General features: G+C 66.9%; 12 protein-coding genes. 5 read left to right on the top strand and 7 right to left on the bottom strand.

Annotation, left to right across the window (positions count from 1 at the left end; all coding sequences use genetic code 11):
- Positions 1-14: 14 nt before the first annotated feature.
- Positions 15-1,361 carry a YihY family inner membrane protein gene (locus ACUTR7_RS12065; protein WP_012206765.1) on the top strand — a complete coding sequence of 449 codons (1,347 nt, stop codon included), beginning with the start codon at positions 15-17 and terminating at the stop codon, positions 1,359-1,361.
- Positions 1,362-1,377: 16 nt separating this feature from the next.
- Here the strand turns inward: ACUTR7_RS12065 and ACUTR7_RS12060 are convergent, their stop codons facing one another.
- Positions 1,378-1,731, bottom strand: coding sequence for a DUF962 domain-containing protein (locus ACUTR7_RS12060; RefSeq protein WP_012206764.1), 354 nt, complete (start codon positions 1,729-1,731; stop codon positions 1,378-1,380).
- 218 nt (positions 1,732-1,949) lie between these two features.
- Here ACUTR7_RS12060 and ACUTR7_RS12055 point away from each other — a divergent pair, with 218 nt between their 5' ends.
- Positions 1,950-2,777: an alpha/beta fold hydrolase gene (locus ACUTR7_RS12055; RefSeq protein ID WP_013801434.1), complete on the top strand. Its 828-nt coding sequence runs from the start codon at positions 1,950-1,952 to the stop codon at positions 2,775-2,777.
- 13 nt (positions 2,778-2,790) lie between these two features.
- Here ACUTR7_RS12055 and ACUTR7_RS12050 read toward each other — a convergent pair whose 3' ends face one another.
- Complete coding sequence (locus ACUTR7_RS12050; RefSeq protein ID WP_445608916.1) at positions 2,791-5,223, bottom strand: acetamidase/formamidase family protein; 2,433 nt, start codon at positions 5,221-5,223, stop codon at positions 2,791-2,793.
- A gap of 160 nt (positions 5,224-5,383) precedes the next feature.
- Between ACUTR7_RS12050 and ACUTR7_RS12045 the strand changes: the two genes are divergently transcribed.
- Positions 5,384-6,859 (top strand): acetamidase/formamidase family protein, encoded by a 1,476-nt coding sequence (locus ACUTR7_RS12045; RefSeq protein ID WP_013801436.1) that lies wholly within the window; start codon positions 5,384-5,386, stop codon positions 6,857-6,859.
- Between the two features lie 36 nt (positions 6,860-6,895).
- On the opposite strand, the gene ACUTR7_RS12040 is transcribed toward ACUTR7_RS12045, so the two are convergent.
- Both ACUTR7_RS12040 and ACUTR7_RS12035 read right to left on the bottom strand, forming a co-directional pair.
- Positions 6,896-7,705, bottom strand: a complete 810-nt coding sequence (locus ACUTR7_RS12040; RefSeq protein ID WP_445608915.1) for an alpha/beta fold hydrolase — start codon at positions 7,703-7,705, stop codon at positions 6,896-6,898.
- 22 nt (positions 7,706-7,727) lie between these two features.
- Complete coding sequence (locus ACUTR7_RS12035) at positions 7,728-9,026, bottom strand: O-acetylhomoserine aminocarboxypropyltransferase (protein ID WP_012206759.1); 1,299 nt, start codon at positions 9,024-9,026, stop codon at positions 7,728-7,730.
- A 106-nt stretch (positions 9,027-9,132) separates the two neighbouring features.
- Here ACUTR7_RS12035 and ACUTR7_RS12030 point away from each other — a divergent pair, with 106 nt between their 5' ends.
- Positions 9,133-9,585, top strand: coding sequence for a CBS domain-containing protein (locus ACUTR7_RS12030; protein WP_012206758.1), 453 nt, complete (start codon positions 9,133-9,135; stop codon positions 9,583-9,585).
- 154 nt (positions 9,586-9,739) lie between these two features.
- Here ACUTR7_RS12030 and ACUTR7_RS12025 read toward each other — a convergent pair whose 3' ends face one another.
- Positions 9,740-10,237: a helix-turn-helix domain-containing protein gene (locus tag ACUTR7_RS12025; protein WP_445608914.1), complete on the bottom strand. Its 498-nt coding sequence runs from the start codon at positions 10,235-10,237 to the stop codon at positions 9,740-9,742.
- Between the two features lie 199 nt (positions 10,238-10,436).
- Between ACUTR7_RS12025 and aroC the strand changes: the two genes are divergently transcribed.
- Positions 10,437-11,534: a chorismate synthase gene (gene aroC / locus ACUTR7_RS12020; protein WP_013801440.1), complete on the top strand. Its 1,098-nt coding sequence runs from the start codon at positions 10,437-10,439 to the stop codon at positions 11,532-11,534.
- Positions 11,535-11,600: 66 nt separating this feature from the next.
- Here aroC and nrdR read toward each other — a convergent pair whose 3' ends face one another.
- Positions 11,601-12,056, bottom strand: coding sequence for a transcriptional regulator NrdR (gene nrdR, locus ACUTR7_RS12015; RefSeq protein WP_012206755.1), 456 nt, complete (start codon positions 12,054-12,056; stop codon positions 11,601-11,603).
- A 22-nt stretch (positions 12,057-12,078) separates the two neighbouring features.
- Complete coding sequence (gene glyA / locus ACUTR7_RS12010) at positions 12,079-13,326, bottom strand: serine hydroxymethyltransferase (protein WP_012206754.1); 1,248 nt, start codon at positions 13,324-13,326, stop codon at positions 12,079-12,081.
- Positions 13,327-13,342: the final 16 nt, after the last annotated feature.

The raw sequence follows: 13,342 nt of genomic DNA, 5'->3' as shown, positions 1-13,342 counted from the left end.
GCGGAGATATGGCGATGAGCGGCGGCCTCGGGCAGGAGCCTGCCGGTGGCCTGGAGGACGGTGCCGTTGCACTGCCCGCGCCCGAGCAGGAGCGCAGCCTTTCGCTGATGGAGCGGCCCGAGCCGGTGGTGCCCCCATCCTGGCGCGAACGCCTGCGCTGCTTTCCCTGGCGCAATACCGCGCACACGCTGCGCGAACGCTTTCGCGAGGACCGGCTGGGCGTCACCGCCAGCAGCCTGACCTTCACCACGGTGCTGGCCCTGGTGCCGTTCTTCACGGTAGCGCTGGCGCTGTTCACGGCGTTTCCCATCTTCTCGCGCGTGCAGATCGTGCTGGAGCGCTGGCTGATCGACAGCCTGATCCCCGAGACCATTGCACGCCAGGTGCTGGGCTATCTGACGCAGTTCGCCTCCAAGGCCAGCCAGCTGGGCATGGCCGGTTTTTCCATTCTGGTGATCACGGCGGTCGCGCTGATCCTCACCATAGACCGCACGCTCAACAACATCTGGCGCGTGCGCCAGCTGCGGCCGCTGGGCCAGCGCGTGCTGATCTACTGGGCCGCGATCACGCTGGGCCCGCTGGTGCTGGGCCTGAGCCTGGTGCTGTCGTCCTATGTGATGTCGGCCTCGCGCGGGCTGGTCAATGCGCTGCCCGAGGGGTTGCGCTTCATCTTCGATTCCATCGAGTACCTGGCGCTGGCCGCTGGCATGGCGGGCCTGTACCACTACGTGCCCAACACGGCGGTGCGCTGGCGCCATGCCTGGGTGGGCGGCCTGTTCGTGGCCACCTGCATGGAGCTGGCCAAGAAGGCGCTGGGCCTGTACCTGGCCTCGGTGCCTACCTACTCGGTCATCTACGGCACCTTTGCCACCTTGCCGATCCTGCTGATCTGGATCTACATGGCCTGGATCATCGTGCTGCTGGGCGCCGTGGTCACCGCGTATCTGCCCATCGTCATGGCCGGCGTGCAGCGCATGCCCGGACAGCAGGGCTGGCAGTTCGAGATGGCCGTGGAAATCCTGCAGTACCTGGAGCAGGAGCGCGAGTCGCCCGCCAAGGGCCTGTATGCCAGCGATCTGGCACGCCGCCTGCATGTGGACTGGCAGCAGATCGATCCGGTGCTGCAGGCGCTGTCTGTGCTCGACTGGGTGGGAACGGTGCAGGCGCCAGGCGTCGCGGCGGGCAGCGAGGGCACCGAGCCACGCTACATGCTGCTGGTGGACCCGCAACACACGCCCTTGGCGCCCCTGGTCGAACGCCTGCTGCTGGCCCCTTCCGCGGCCGTGCAGCCGCTGTGGGAGCGCACGGGCCTGGCGGGCATGACGCTGGCCAGCCTGCTGGAGAGCCGGCCCCGGCCGTAGTGCCCGGCGCGGCGCTTTAGAGCGCAATGCGTCCGGTGAGGATGTCGCGCCACATCACCCAGTCGCCGCGAAAGCTGTACAGCGGGCGCTTGAAGCTGGCGGGCCGGTTTTTCTCGAAGCCGAAGTGCCCTATCCAGGCAAAGCCGTAGCCGAACAGCAGGCCGCCGAGCAGGAACCAGAAATTGCCGGTCAGGAACAGCGCGAACAGGCACAGCAGCGCCAGCGTGGAGCCGACGAAGTGCAGGCGCCGGCAGGTACGGTTGCTGTGTTCCTGAAGGTAGAACGGATAGAACTCGGCAAAGCTCTTGAACTGGCGCGGGTCCACGGCAGCCTGTGCGGCGCCGGGCAGGGGAGCGGAAGCGTGTGACATGGCAGGCCTTCGCGTGCATGGGGTGGCTTCAACTTATACGCCGCTGCCTGGCCTTTCACCATCGTAGGAACCCGCGCGCCCGGGTTCGCAAAAGCTGCCCCGAGAGAGACAAAAGCTGCCGCATTTCGCCCCGCGCGTCGCCACGGTGTCGCCCTCTGGCGGCATGCAGGCGCATGATGTCTGCCGGGCCGGCGCCGACCGGCATGGAGTTTTTTTCGATGCCTTCCTCGTGCATGACCGACATCCCCGCATCCTTGAACGAAATCCGCATTCCCACGCCGCAGGGCAGCATCTACGTCAGGCGCTGGCAGGCGCCGGCGGCCGGCGAAGGCGAACAAGGCCCGGCGCGCGCGCCCATCGTGCTGCTGCACGACTCGCTGGGCTCGGTGGCGCTGTGGCGCGATTTCCCGCAGCAATTGGCCGAGGCCACGCGCCGCGATGTGCTGGCCTATGACCGGCTGGGCTTTGGCCAGTCCGATCCCTATCCGGGCACGCTGGGGCCGGGCTTTGTGGCCCGGGAGGCAGAGACCGTGTTCCCGGCCGTGCACCAGGGGCTGGGCCTTGAGGATTTCATTGTGCTGGGCCACAGCGTGGGCGGCGGCATGGCCGCCATGGTGGCGGCCCGATATGGCGCGCAGTGCAAGGCGGTGATCACGGAGTCCGCCCAGGCCTTTGTGGAAGATCGCACCTTGCAGGGCATTCGCGCGGCCCAACAGGATTTCGCCCGGCCCGGCCAGCTGGCGCGCCTGGAGAAATACCACGGCGACAAGGCGGCCTGGGTGCTGTCTGCCTGGGTCGATACCTGGCTGTCCCCGCCTTTTGCCGACTACCGGCTGGATGAGGCGCTGGAGCGCGTGCGCTGTCCGGTGCTGGCCATCCATGGAGAGCTCGACGAGTTCGGCTCCCTGGTCCACCCCGAGCGCATCCGCGACCGCGCCAGCGGCCCGGTGGAGGTGGAGATCGTGGCCGGTGGCGGCCACGTTCCCCACCGCGAGCAGCCCGAGCGCATCGCCCAGCGCATCGCGCGTTTCCTGGCACGGGTCTGATCCCGGGTGGGCTTCATTGGCCCGCCTGGGCGGACGCCGAGAGTTCCGGCGGAAACAGCGCCTTCTTGATCACGGCGTGCACGCCCCAGTTGCCGTCGACCACCTGCGTCACGGCGAAGTCCACGGCCACGGAGATCAGCGATACGGCTTCGTCCTCGTCCAGCCCGTGGGCCAGCATCAGATAGCGCCTTGCCTTGTGGAAGGCGTCACGCATGGCGCCTTCCAGCGATGACTTGCGATAGACCTGGGACTGCGCCTGGCTGCCCAGTTCGGCCAGGTGGTCGGTGAAGCTGAAGCCCTGTATCACCCATTCGGAGCCGGTCTCCAGGAAAGGGTGGTCCAGCTCTGCAAGGAAGCGGTTGTCCAGCGCGGCGCGCTTGTGCACCCGCAGCTCGAAGCTGCCGGTCAGCGAACATTCGATGGCCGTGCCGCACAGTTCCGAGTCGCCTTGGGATGCATGCGGGTCTCCCACCGAAAACAGCGCGCCTGGCACCGATACGGGCAGGAAGAGCGTCGCGCCCTTGCCGGCGCGCCAGTTGTCCAGGTTGCCGCCGAAGTAGCTCGGCGGTATGGAGTCGATCAGGCCGGCCTCTCGCGGTGCCACGGCCAGCATGCCGAAATGCGGACGCAGCGGCACGCGTGCCTTGTCCAGCACACCAAAGCGCCGGGTGATGCTGGCGGGGTCCACGGGCACGCCCGGGTAGTCGATGGTCGGATGGACCACGCCGAAGGGGTCGGTCTGCGGCGTCCAGCGGTAGTTGTAGACAGCGCGGGCCGTGGGCTCCTCGGGCAGTGCGTGGTCGATTTCGTAGATGGTGACCACTTCGCGCTGGCGGGGCTCCGTGATCTGGTCGCGGTAGTGAAAGCCCCACCAGGCGGCGGCGTTGCTGCCGAAGACACGGCCGTGGTGGGCGGGGCTGCAGCTGGGGCGTGGCTGCACGTCGAGGATGCGTATCTCCAGCAGGTCGCCGGGTTCGGCCTCATGCACATAGACGGGGCCGGTGCAGATGTGCACGCCGAAGCCCTCGCCCGCGCCGCGGCCGTAGATCGAGGCATCCATCGGGCCCGCGCCGCGCCGGTCCACGGCCTTCTGGGCTGCGGTCCAGTGGAACACGCTTTCGGCGCCGGGATCGCCCTCGATCATGCGTTCCCAGTCGTCCGAGGCATGCTGGGTCAGCGTCTCCATGGTCACCACGTCACCCGAGCGCACCGAAAGCACGGGCTTGAGTGAGCGGCTCAGGTAGCCCCAGTGCACGGTCTTGTCGGAGACCGGAAGGTAGTAGTGCTGAGGCGACGCACCGCCATTGTCTGCGTGCGCCGAGCGCTTGGGCACAAGGGCCAGCGCCTGGGCGTAGCGTGCATGGTCGCGCAGCAGGGCCTGGAACGGGCTGTGTGCCAGGCGCGCTGCGGCCGGTTCTGCACCCTGCGCAGCGCTCTCGGCGGGCGAGGGGCGTCCGCGCTGGCCGGGCGGCGCATCCTGCACGCGCGCCGGACTGGCGCGATAGGCCTTGGGGGACAGGCCATAGCGGGCCGTGAAGGCGCGGCTGAAGTTGGCGGCATCGCCAAAGCCCCAGCGAAAGCACAGCTCGGCAATGGAGAAATGCTGCAGCGAGCGGTTGCTCAGGTCCATGCGGCAGCGCTCCAGCCGGCGTTCGCGCAGGTAGGTGCTGAAGCTGGTGGCCGCTCCCTTGAACAGCTTTTGCAGATAGCGCGTGGACAGCCCCTCGGCTTCGGCGATGGCATCGATGGACAGCTCGGCATCGCCCAGCCGGGTTTCGATGGCGCGGCAGATGCGGCGCAGATGGCCAAGCTGCACGGCGCTGGGCGGCTCGGTCGCCTCGGCCTGCTCCTGGTCGGGGTTGCCGGCGCGCGGTGTCAGGCAGGTGACCAGCATGTCGGTGAGCGTGGCCTCCACCGACAGCAGATCGTCCTGTGCCAGTGTGTCGATCTGCTCTGCCAGTGAGGCCGCCATTGCCATGCACATGGCCCCCACACCGCCTGTCCCGCCGATGTGCCTGGCCTCGGGCGGGCACGAGCGCAGCAGGCGCAACAAAAAGCTCGAGGACTCCAGCCGCGCAAGCAGCAGGCGGCCGTCGCCGAGCAACTGCAGCTGCCAGTCCCGGTCTGACTCCAGCAGCAGCGCGGAGCCGGCCTTGAGCGGGAACGCGGCGTCCTCGATCACCGCATTGGCGCTGCCTTGCAGCAAGGCGCACAGCAGCAGTCCCGGGCCGCGCAGCCGCTTGGCCACGGCCCGCAGCGTCAGCGGCGAGGTGGCCAGCGTGATGAACACCGATCCCAGTGGCGAGCTGCGCAGCGCCAGGTGGGTGGCCGGTGGCGTGGGCGCTTCGCCATGGATGTCTGCCCTGGACAGCGCCTCATTGAGCGCAGCCTGCCGCAAGGCATCGGGAAATGCATGGGTGGAAAAGCGTCTTGGATCGTCGTGCATCAGGGGCGAACTATGAACTGCCGCGTACTGCCTGTCCAAGCCCGGCGCACCGGATGGCAGCCGCGACAAGTTTTTGTGCGCGCAGGAACAACCGGCCTGGACATGCTCGCCTGGACACTGGCGCTGCCGGCACCGATCCACAACAGCAGGAGTATTTTCGATGACCATCCCCCACCAAGAACATATCTGCGGCCCGGGCTGCCAGCACGGTGCTTCGCCAGCCGACGAGAAGCTGATCCGCGAGGAATTCCAGGTTGCACGCCGTTCCTTCCTGCGCGACGCCATGGTGGTCGGTGGCGGCGCGGTCTCGGCCGGCGCCATCAGCGGCGCGATGGCACCGTCCCGGGCCTTTGCCCAGGGCGCGCCTGGCGCCCGGGCCGGCCAGGGCATGGCCAGCCACTACTACATTCCCGCCTCTGCCAGCACCGTGCTCTGGGGCTACTTCAGCAGATCGGCCAAGCCGGTGGTCGAAGTCGAATCGGGTGACTACGTGACCATGGAGACGCTGACCCACCATGCCAATGACGATGCCGAACGCATGGTCCGAGGCGACCCTGGCGCCGAGAGCGTGTTCCACTGGGACAGCCAGCGCAAGAACGTCGATCGCCGGGGCGCCGGGCCCATGGACGCCAAGAACGGCGCAGGCGGAGGCCAGGGCGTGCACATCTGCACGGGGCCGGTACGCATCAAGGGCGCCCAGCCCGGCGATGTGCTGGAAGTGCGCATCATTGATGTGGTGCCACGCCCCTCGGGCAATCCGCAGTTCAAGGGCCGGACCTTCGGCAGCAATGCGGCGGCGAACTGGGGCTTTCACTATGGCGACACGCTCACCGAGCCCCGAAAGCGCGAGGTGGTCACCATCTACGAGGTGGATGCGACCGGCGAGCGCAACTGGGCCCGCGCCGTCTACAACTACCGCTGGACGCCACAGACCGACCCCTTCGGCGTGGTCCACCCGACCATCGACTATCCGGGCGTGCCCGTGGACCACCGCACGATCAGCAAGAACGAAAACGTGCTGCGCAATATCCGCGTTCCCGTGCGCCCGCACTTCGGCACCATCGGCGTGGCGCCGGCCGAGGTGGAGATGGCCAGCTCCATTCCACCCAACCACACGGGCGGCAACATCGACAACTGGCGCATCGGCAAGGGGGCGACCATGTATTTCCCCGTGGCCGTGCCAGGGGCCAACTTCACCGTGGGCGATCCGCATGCCTCGCAGGGGGACTCCGAGCTGTGCGGCACGGCCATCGAGTGCTCGCTGACCGGCACCTTCCAGCTGGTCCTGCACAAGAAGGCGGACCTGCCTGGAACGCCGCTGGCCGAACTGGCCTATCCGCTGCTCGAAACCCAGGACGAATGGCTGCTGCACGGCTTCAGCTACGCCAACTACCTGGCGGAGCTGGGGCCAGATGCGCAAAACCAGATCTTCAAGAAGTCTTCCGTGGACCTGGCGCTGCGCGACGCCTATCACAAGATGCGCCACTTCCTCATGACCACCCAGGGGCTGGGAGAGGACGAGGCCATCTCGCTGATGTCGATTGCCGTGGACTTCGGCATCACCCAGGTGGTGGATGGCAACTGGGGCGTGCACGCGCTCGTGAAAAAGAGCATCTTCCCCGCGCGCGGCGCGTAAGTGCGTCCGGGCCCTGCGGGCAGGACCCGGCCGGGCTCAGCGCGCCAGGAAATCCCGGATGGCGAACAGCGTCTGGTCGGGCGCCTCGGTCATCTGGTTGTGGCCGCTGGGCAGGTGCACGATGCTGACCTGGCGCTGCGCGCCCCGGGCCGCCTCGATCAGGCCCTTGGCGGCCTTGGGCGGCGTCATCTGGTCCTGCTCGCCCAGGGCGAACAGGACCGGACATTGCAGCGCCGCCATGGCCGCCTCGCCGCCCGCATAGCTGTCGCAGGCCTTGAAGCCGGCGTGCAGCAGGTTGGTGCGGTCATTGCTGGCCAGCACGCGCCGGCCCAGCGCCATGCCGGCGCCGAATACCCAGCTGCCTGCGCCGCTGGGTGGCGCCAGCGTGGCGCGCGAGAACACGTTCACCATGCGGATGGCCTGCTCTGGCGTGCTCAGTGCGGAGTCCAGCAGGGCGGGCGAGACCTTCATCGGATAGGCCGTGCCCACCAGCACCAGGTGGCTGACGCGCGCGCCCAGACGCGCGGCCGCTTCCATGGCGATCAGGCTGCCCCAGCTGTGGCCGACCAGCGCGGCCTTTCCGATGCCTGCCGCATCCATGAGCTGGCCGATGAAATCCGCCGCTGCCTCCACGCTGGCGGGCGCGTCACCCGCGCTGCGGCAGTGGCCGGGCAGGTCTATGGCCAGCACGTTCCAGCCGTGGTTGGCCAGGTAGCGGCTTTGCAGGGCCCAGACGCTGTGGTCGCACAGCACGCCGTGGATGAGGATGGCCGTGGGCTGGGCGGGGTTGAAGGCCTTGCCGCCGGTATAGGCGTAGATGGCGTGGCCCTGAACATCGATCTTCATTGTTGGTGTCTCCCTTGTCGGCTCACGCTGCCTTTTCAGCGGCCTTGAGGGCGCGCTTGAGGTCATCGATCAGGTCGTCGGCATCCTCCAGTCCGATGGACAGGCGTATCGTGCCCTGGCCGATGCCGGCCTGGGCCAGTGCTTCGTCGCTCATGCGGAAATGCGTGGTGCTGGCCGGATGGATCACCAGGCTGCGGCAGTCGCCCACGTTGGCCAGGTGGCTGAAGACCTTGAGCGTCTCGATGAACTTGCGCCCCTGGTTGCGGTTGCCCTTGATGTCGAAACTGAACACCGAGCCCGCGCCGCGCGGCAGCAGCTTCTTTGCCAGTTGGTGCGAGGGATGGGTCTCCAGCAGCGGGTGGCCCACGCGGCCCACCAGCGGATGGCTGGCCAGGAATTGCACCACCTTCTCGGTATTGCGGATGTGGCGCTCCATGCGCAGCGGCAGCGTCTCTATGCCCTGCAGGATCAGCCAGGCCGTGTGCGGGCTCATGCAGGCGCCGAAGTCGCGCAGGCCTTCGCGCCGCGCGCGCAGCAGGAAGGCGCCGGTGCTGCTTTCCTCGCTGAACACCATGTTGTGGAAGCCGTCGTAGGGCTCGGTCAGCTCCGGGAAGCGCCCCGACTTTTCCCAGTCGAAGCTGCCGCCATCCACCACGATGCCGCCGACCACGGTGCCGTGGCCCGACAGGAACTTGGTGGCCGAGTGGTAGACGATGTCCGCGCCATGCTCCAGCGGCTTCATCAGCCAGGGCGAGGTCAGCGTGGAGTCCACCAGCAGCGGCACGCCGGCCTCATGTGCGATGGCGCTGATGGTGGGAATGTCGAGCACATCCAGGCCCGGGTTGCCCACCGTCTCGCCGAAGAACAGCTTGGTGTTGGGGCGCACCGCGGCGCGCCAGCCGTCGATGTCGCCGGGCTTGACGAAGGTGGTCTCTATGCCGAAGCGCGCCAGCGTGTAGTGCAGCAGGTTCTGCGAGCCGCCGTACAGCGCCGTGCTGGCCACGATGTGGCTGCCCGCGCCCATGAGCGTGGCCACCGACAGGTGCAGCGCCGCCTGGCCGCTGGCCACGGCGATGGCACCCACGCCGCCTTCCAGGGCCGAGACGCGCTGCTCCAGCACAGCATTCGTGGGATTGGAGATGCGGCTGTAGACGTGCCCTGGGCGCTCCAGGTTGAACAGCGAGGCCGCATGGTCGCTGGACTCGAACACGAACGAGGTCGTGAGGTGGATGGGCGTCGCGCGCGCTCCGGTGGCGGGGTCGGGCTGTGCGCCCGCGTGCAGCGCCAGGGTGTCAAAGCCGGGGTCCGAGTAGCCGGGCATTCCTGTCTCCATGGTTGTCAAGGCAAGCGGGCATTGTGGGCTATATTTCCTGTCAGACACGGGCTTGCCGCAACCACGGCGACACAGACAAATTTGGAGATACGGCATGAAAGTAAGTGACATCCTGCGCGTCAAGGGCAACACCCTCTACACGGTGTCGCCGGACGAAAGCCTGGCCAGCGCGGTGCAGGTGATGTCGGAGCGCGATATCGGCTCCCTCGTGGTCATGGAGCATGGCGACGTGGTCGGCATGCTGACCTTCCGCGAAGTGATCCAGGGCTTCGTCAAGCACGGCGGGGTGGGCGAGACGCTGGTGCGCTCGGCCATGGACGACGCTCCCATGACCTGCACCATGGAAACCGACATGGACGAGGTGCGCCGCATGATGCTGGACCGCCACGCACGCTACATGCCGGTGATGGACAAGCGCATGCTCATGGGCGTGATCAGCCTGTACGACGTGGCCAAGGCCGTGGTGGACAGCCAGAACTTCGAGAACCGCATGCTCAAGGCCTACATCCGCGACTGGCCCGAGGGCGAGCGCCAGGGCGCGGACTGATCGTCGAGGCGATATCGACCTTTCGACCTTTCGACCGTTTCACTTTGAGCAGCAAGGCCTCCGAACGCAAAATGCGGCGGAGGCCTTTGTCTTTGCGCGCAGGGCGCAAAGCAGACAGTCGCGTGAACAGCGAATGGATGGGCTGCAGGACCTGTCAGTGCACGCGGCGGCGTTTGGGCTTGAGCAAGGCGCTGGGCGGCACGTCATAGGCCTGTCTGAAGACACGGCTGAAGTGCGAGAAGCTGGTGAAGCCGCAGGCCAGCGCCACATCGGTCACGCGCCGCGCATTGTCTGCCCGAAGCAGCAGGTGCGCCTGGGCCAGCCGTTCGTTCCAGAGCCAGCGGCTCGGGGTCAGGCCTTCGGTGGCAAACAGCCGCGCCAGGCTGCGCAGCGACATGCCCATGTCCTGGGCCACCTGCAAGGGCTTGAGCTCGGGGTCGTCGAGCCGGGCCCGCATGTACTGCTTGGCCTGGGCAAGCCTGTTGCGGGTTCTGAAATCGCCAGGGCTGGACGATGTCAGCAGCACATTCAGCAGCGAGGGGCGAAGGTCCTGCTCCTCGTCCTTGTGCTGAAGGCCTGGCGATGCCGGCGAAGTGCTGCCCGCAGGGTCGCTGTGATCCTGGCTTTGCGTTGAGTCGTAAGAGGCCTGCATTTCACGAACCTCCCGCAGTTTGCGGCTGGTGCCTGTGTGGTGATCCGCAGGCGGTTGAAAAAGGGTGGATTGCAATTTTAACTATGAATATTTGCAATCCGATAGCTATATTTGTTCTCGCCAGGCGATGGCTGCCTGCGCAATGCACCGCCGCCGCGGGCACGGCGCTTGCGGGCTACCCGGGCATAATCGTCGGCCTATGAGCGGCAACACCTTCGGCACCCTATTCACTGTCACCAACTTCGGCGAATCGCATGGCCCGGCCATAGGCTGCGTCATCGACGGCTGTCCGCCCGGCATGGCGCTGAACGAAGCGGATATCCAGCAAGAACTGGATCGCCGCCGTCCCGGCACCAGCAAGTTCGTGACCCAGCGCAACGAGCCCGATGCGGTGGAAATCCTCTCGGGCGTCTACGAAGGCCGCACCACGGGCACGCCGATCGCGCTGCTGATCCGCAATACCGACCAGCGCAGCAAGGACTACTCCAACATTGCGCAGAGCTTTCGTCCCGGCCATGCCGACTACGCCTACTTCCAGAAATACGGCATCCGTGATCCGCGCGGCGGCGGCCGTTCCTCGGCACGGCTGACGGCCCCCACGGTGGCCGCTGGTGCCGTGGCCAGGAAGTGGCTCAAGGAAAAGTTCGGCACCGAGTTCCGCGCCTGCATGACCCAGGTGGGCGAGCTGTCGCTGCCCTTCGAGAGCTGGGAGCATGTGCGCAACAACCCCTTCTTTGCGCCGGTGGCCGATGTGTCCCAATACGAGGAATACATGGATGCGCTGCGCAAGTCGGGCGACTCCTGCGGCGCGGCGCTGCGCGTGCAGGCCAGCGGCATGCCGGTGGGCCTGGGCCAGCCGCTGTATGACCGCCTCGATGCCGACGTCGCCTACGCCATGATGGGCCTGAACGCTGTCAAGGCCGTGGAGATCGGTGCCGGTTTCGACAGCGTGGTCCAGCGCGGCACCACGCACGGTGACTCGCTGAGTCCCGAAGGCTTTCGCAGCAACAACGCCGGTGGCATCGTCGGCGGCATCAGCACGGGCCAGGACCTGGAAGTGCGCATAGGCATCAAGCCCACCAGTTCCATCATCACGCCGCGCGAATCCATCGACGTGCAGGGCCAGAGCACCGAGGTCATCACCAAGGGTCGCCACGACCCCTGCGTCGGCATCCGCGCAGCGCCCATCGCCGAGGCGCTGCTGGCCCTGGTGGTGATGGACCATGCGCTGCGCCACCGCGCACAGTGCGGTGACGTGGATTCGGGCCTGGCTCCCATCCCTGCCGCCGCACCCTGAAAGCACTGCCAGGCCACCAAAGAAAAAGCCGCCCAAGGGCGGCTTTCTTGCGTCCTGCCGGCCTGATCAGCCGGGATTGCGCACCTCATCCATGACGTTCTTGAAATCGTCCACATCCTCGAAACTGCGGTAGACGCTGGCGTAGCGGATGTAGCCGACCTTGTCGAGCAGCTTGAGCTCGCGCATCACCATCTCGCCCAGGCGGCTGGAGAGCACTTCGCGCTCGCCCAGGTTGCGCAGCCGCTCCTCGATGCGCTCGATGGCGGCATCGATCTGCTCTGTGCTCACGGGGCGCTTGCGCAGCGCGATCTTGAACGAGCCCAGCAGCTTGGCGCGCTCGTACTCGATGCGCCGCCCGTCCTTCTTGACGATGGCGGGAAAGCTGACCTCGGGCCGCTCATAGGTGGTGAAGCGCTTGTCGCAGCCGCCGCACTGGCGGCGGCGGCGGATGAAGCCCCCATCCTCGGCCTCACGGGTCTCCACGACCTGGGTGTCCGGATGGCTGCAGAACGGGCACTTCATGGCAGGCCTCTATGCGTGCAACTCAGGCGCCGTAGACCGGGAAGCGGGCCGTCAGCTCGGCCACCTGGGCGCGCACGCGGGCCAGGTTGGCTTCGTCGGCGGGGTTCTCCAGCACGTCGGCCAGCAGGTTGGCTGTCAGGCGGGCTTCCTCTTCCTTGAAGCCGCGCGTGGTCATGGCGGGCGTGCCCACGCGGATGCCGCTGGTCACCATCGGCTTCTCGGGATCGTTGGGGATGGAGTTCTTGTTGATCGTCATGTGGGCGGCACCCAGCGCGGCTTCGGCCGCCTTGCCGGTGATGCCCTTGGCGCGCAGGTCCACCAGCATGACGTGGCTTTCCGTGCGGCCGGAGACGATGCGCAGACCGCGTGCCGTCAGCGTTTCCGCGACAACCTTGGCGTTCTTCACGACCTGTTCCTGGTAGGTCTTGAACTCGGGCGACAGCGCTTCCTTGAAGGCCACGGCCTTGCCGGCAATGACATGCATCAGCGGGCCGCCTTGCAGGCCGGGGAAGATGGCGCTGTTGATGGCCTTCTCGTGCTCGGCCTTCATCAGGATCACGCCGCCGCGCGGGCCGCGCAGGCTCTTGTGCGTGGTGGTGGTGACCACGTCGGCGTGGGGCACGGGGTTGGGGTACACGCCTGCGGCGATCAGACCGGCGTAGTGGGCCATGTCCACCCAGAAGATGGCGCCGACTTCCTTTGCGATCTTGGCGAAGCGCTCGAAGTCGATGGCCAGGGCGTAGGCCGATGCGCCGGCCACGATGATGCGGGGCTTGTGCTCGCGCGCCAGCGCTTCCATCTTGTCGTAGTCGATGGCTTCTTCGGCATTCAGGCCGTAGGAGACCACGTTGAACCACTTGCCCGACATGTTCAGCGGCATGCCGTGCGTCAGGTGACCGCCTTCGGCCAGGCTCATGCCCATGATGGTGTCGCCGGGCTTGGCAAAGGCCATCAGCACGGCCTGGTTGGCCTGGGAGCCGGAGTTGGGCTGCACGTTGGCGGCTTCGGCGCCGAACAGCTTCTTGACGCGGTCGATGGCGAGCTGCTCGACCACATCGACGTTCTCGCAGCCACCGTAGTAGCGCTTGCCCGGATAGCCTTCGGCGTACTTGTTGGTGAGCTGGGAGCCCTGGGCTTCCATGACGGCAGGCGAGCAATAGTTCTCGCTGGCGATCAGCTCGATATGTTCTTGTTGACGCAGGTTCTCGGCCTGGATGGCGGCAAAGACTTCGGCGTCGACCTTCTCGACGGTATTGGTGCGTTGAAACATGGCAGTCCTGTGAACT

The organism is Delftia sp. NA_296.1 (assembly GCF_052692095.1).
Note: the sequence above shows the minus strand (reverse complement) of the source record. Positions and strands in the feature narration are given on the sequence as shown.

What these genes read in the sequence shown, in the direction of transcription:
- ACUTR7_RS12050 (WP_445608916.1), bottom strand. Translation starts at nt 5,223, where the DNA reads ATGCACGACGATCCAAGACGCTTTTCCACCCATGCATTTCCCGATGCC.
- ACUTR7_RS12060 (WP_012206764.1), bottom strand. Translation starts at nt 1,731, where the DNA reads ATGTCACACGCTTCCGCTCCCCTGCCCGGCGCCGCACAGGCTGCCGTG.
- ACUTR7_RS12030 (WP_012206758.1), top strand. Translation starts at nt 9,133, where the DNA reads ATGAAAGTAAGTGACATCCTGCGCGTCAAGGGCAACACCCTCTACACG.
- ACUTR7_RS12035 (WP_012206759.1), bottom strand. Translation starts at nt 9,026, where the DNA reads ATGCCCGGCTACTCGGACCCCGGCTTTGACACCCTGGCGCTGCACGCG.
- ACUTR7_RS12040 (WP_445608915.1), bottom strand. Translation starts at nt 7,705, where the DNA reads ATGAAGATCGATGTTCAGGGCCACGCCATCTACGCCTATACCGGCGGC.
- aroC (WP_013801440.1), top strand. Translation starts at nt 10,437, where the DNA reads ATGAGCGGCAACACCTTCGGCACCCTATTCACTGTCACCAACTTCGGC.
- glyA (WP_012206754.1), bottom strand. Translation starts at nt 13,326, where the DNA reads ATGTTTCAACGCACCAATACCGTCGAGAAGGTCGACGCCGAAGTCTTT.
- ACUTR7_RS12025 (WP_445608914.1), bottom strand. Translation starts at nt 10,237, where the DNA reads ATGCAGGCCTCTTACGACTCAACGCAAAGCCAGGATCACAGCGACCCT.
- ACUTR7_RS12065 (WP_012206765.1), top strand. Translation starts at nt 15, where the DNA reads ATGAGCGGCGGCCTCGGGCAGGAGCCTGCCGGTGGCCTGGAGGACGGT.
- ACUTR7_RS12055 (WP_013801434.1), top strand. Translation starts at nt 1,950, where the DNA reads ATGCCTTCCTCGTGCATGACCGACATCCCCGCATCCTTGAACGAAATC.
- nrdR (WP_012206755.1), bottom strand. Translation starts at nt 12,056, where the DNA reads ATGAAGTGCCCGTTCTGCAGCCATCCGGACACCCAGGTCGTGGAGACC.
- ACUTR7_RS12045 (WP_013801436.1), top strand. Translation starts at nt 5,384, where the DNA reads ATGACCATCCCCCACCAAGAACATATCTGCGGCCCGGGCTGCCAGCAC.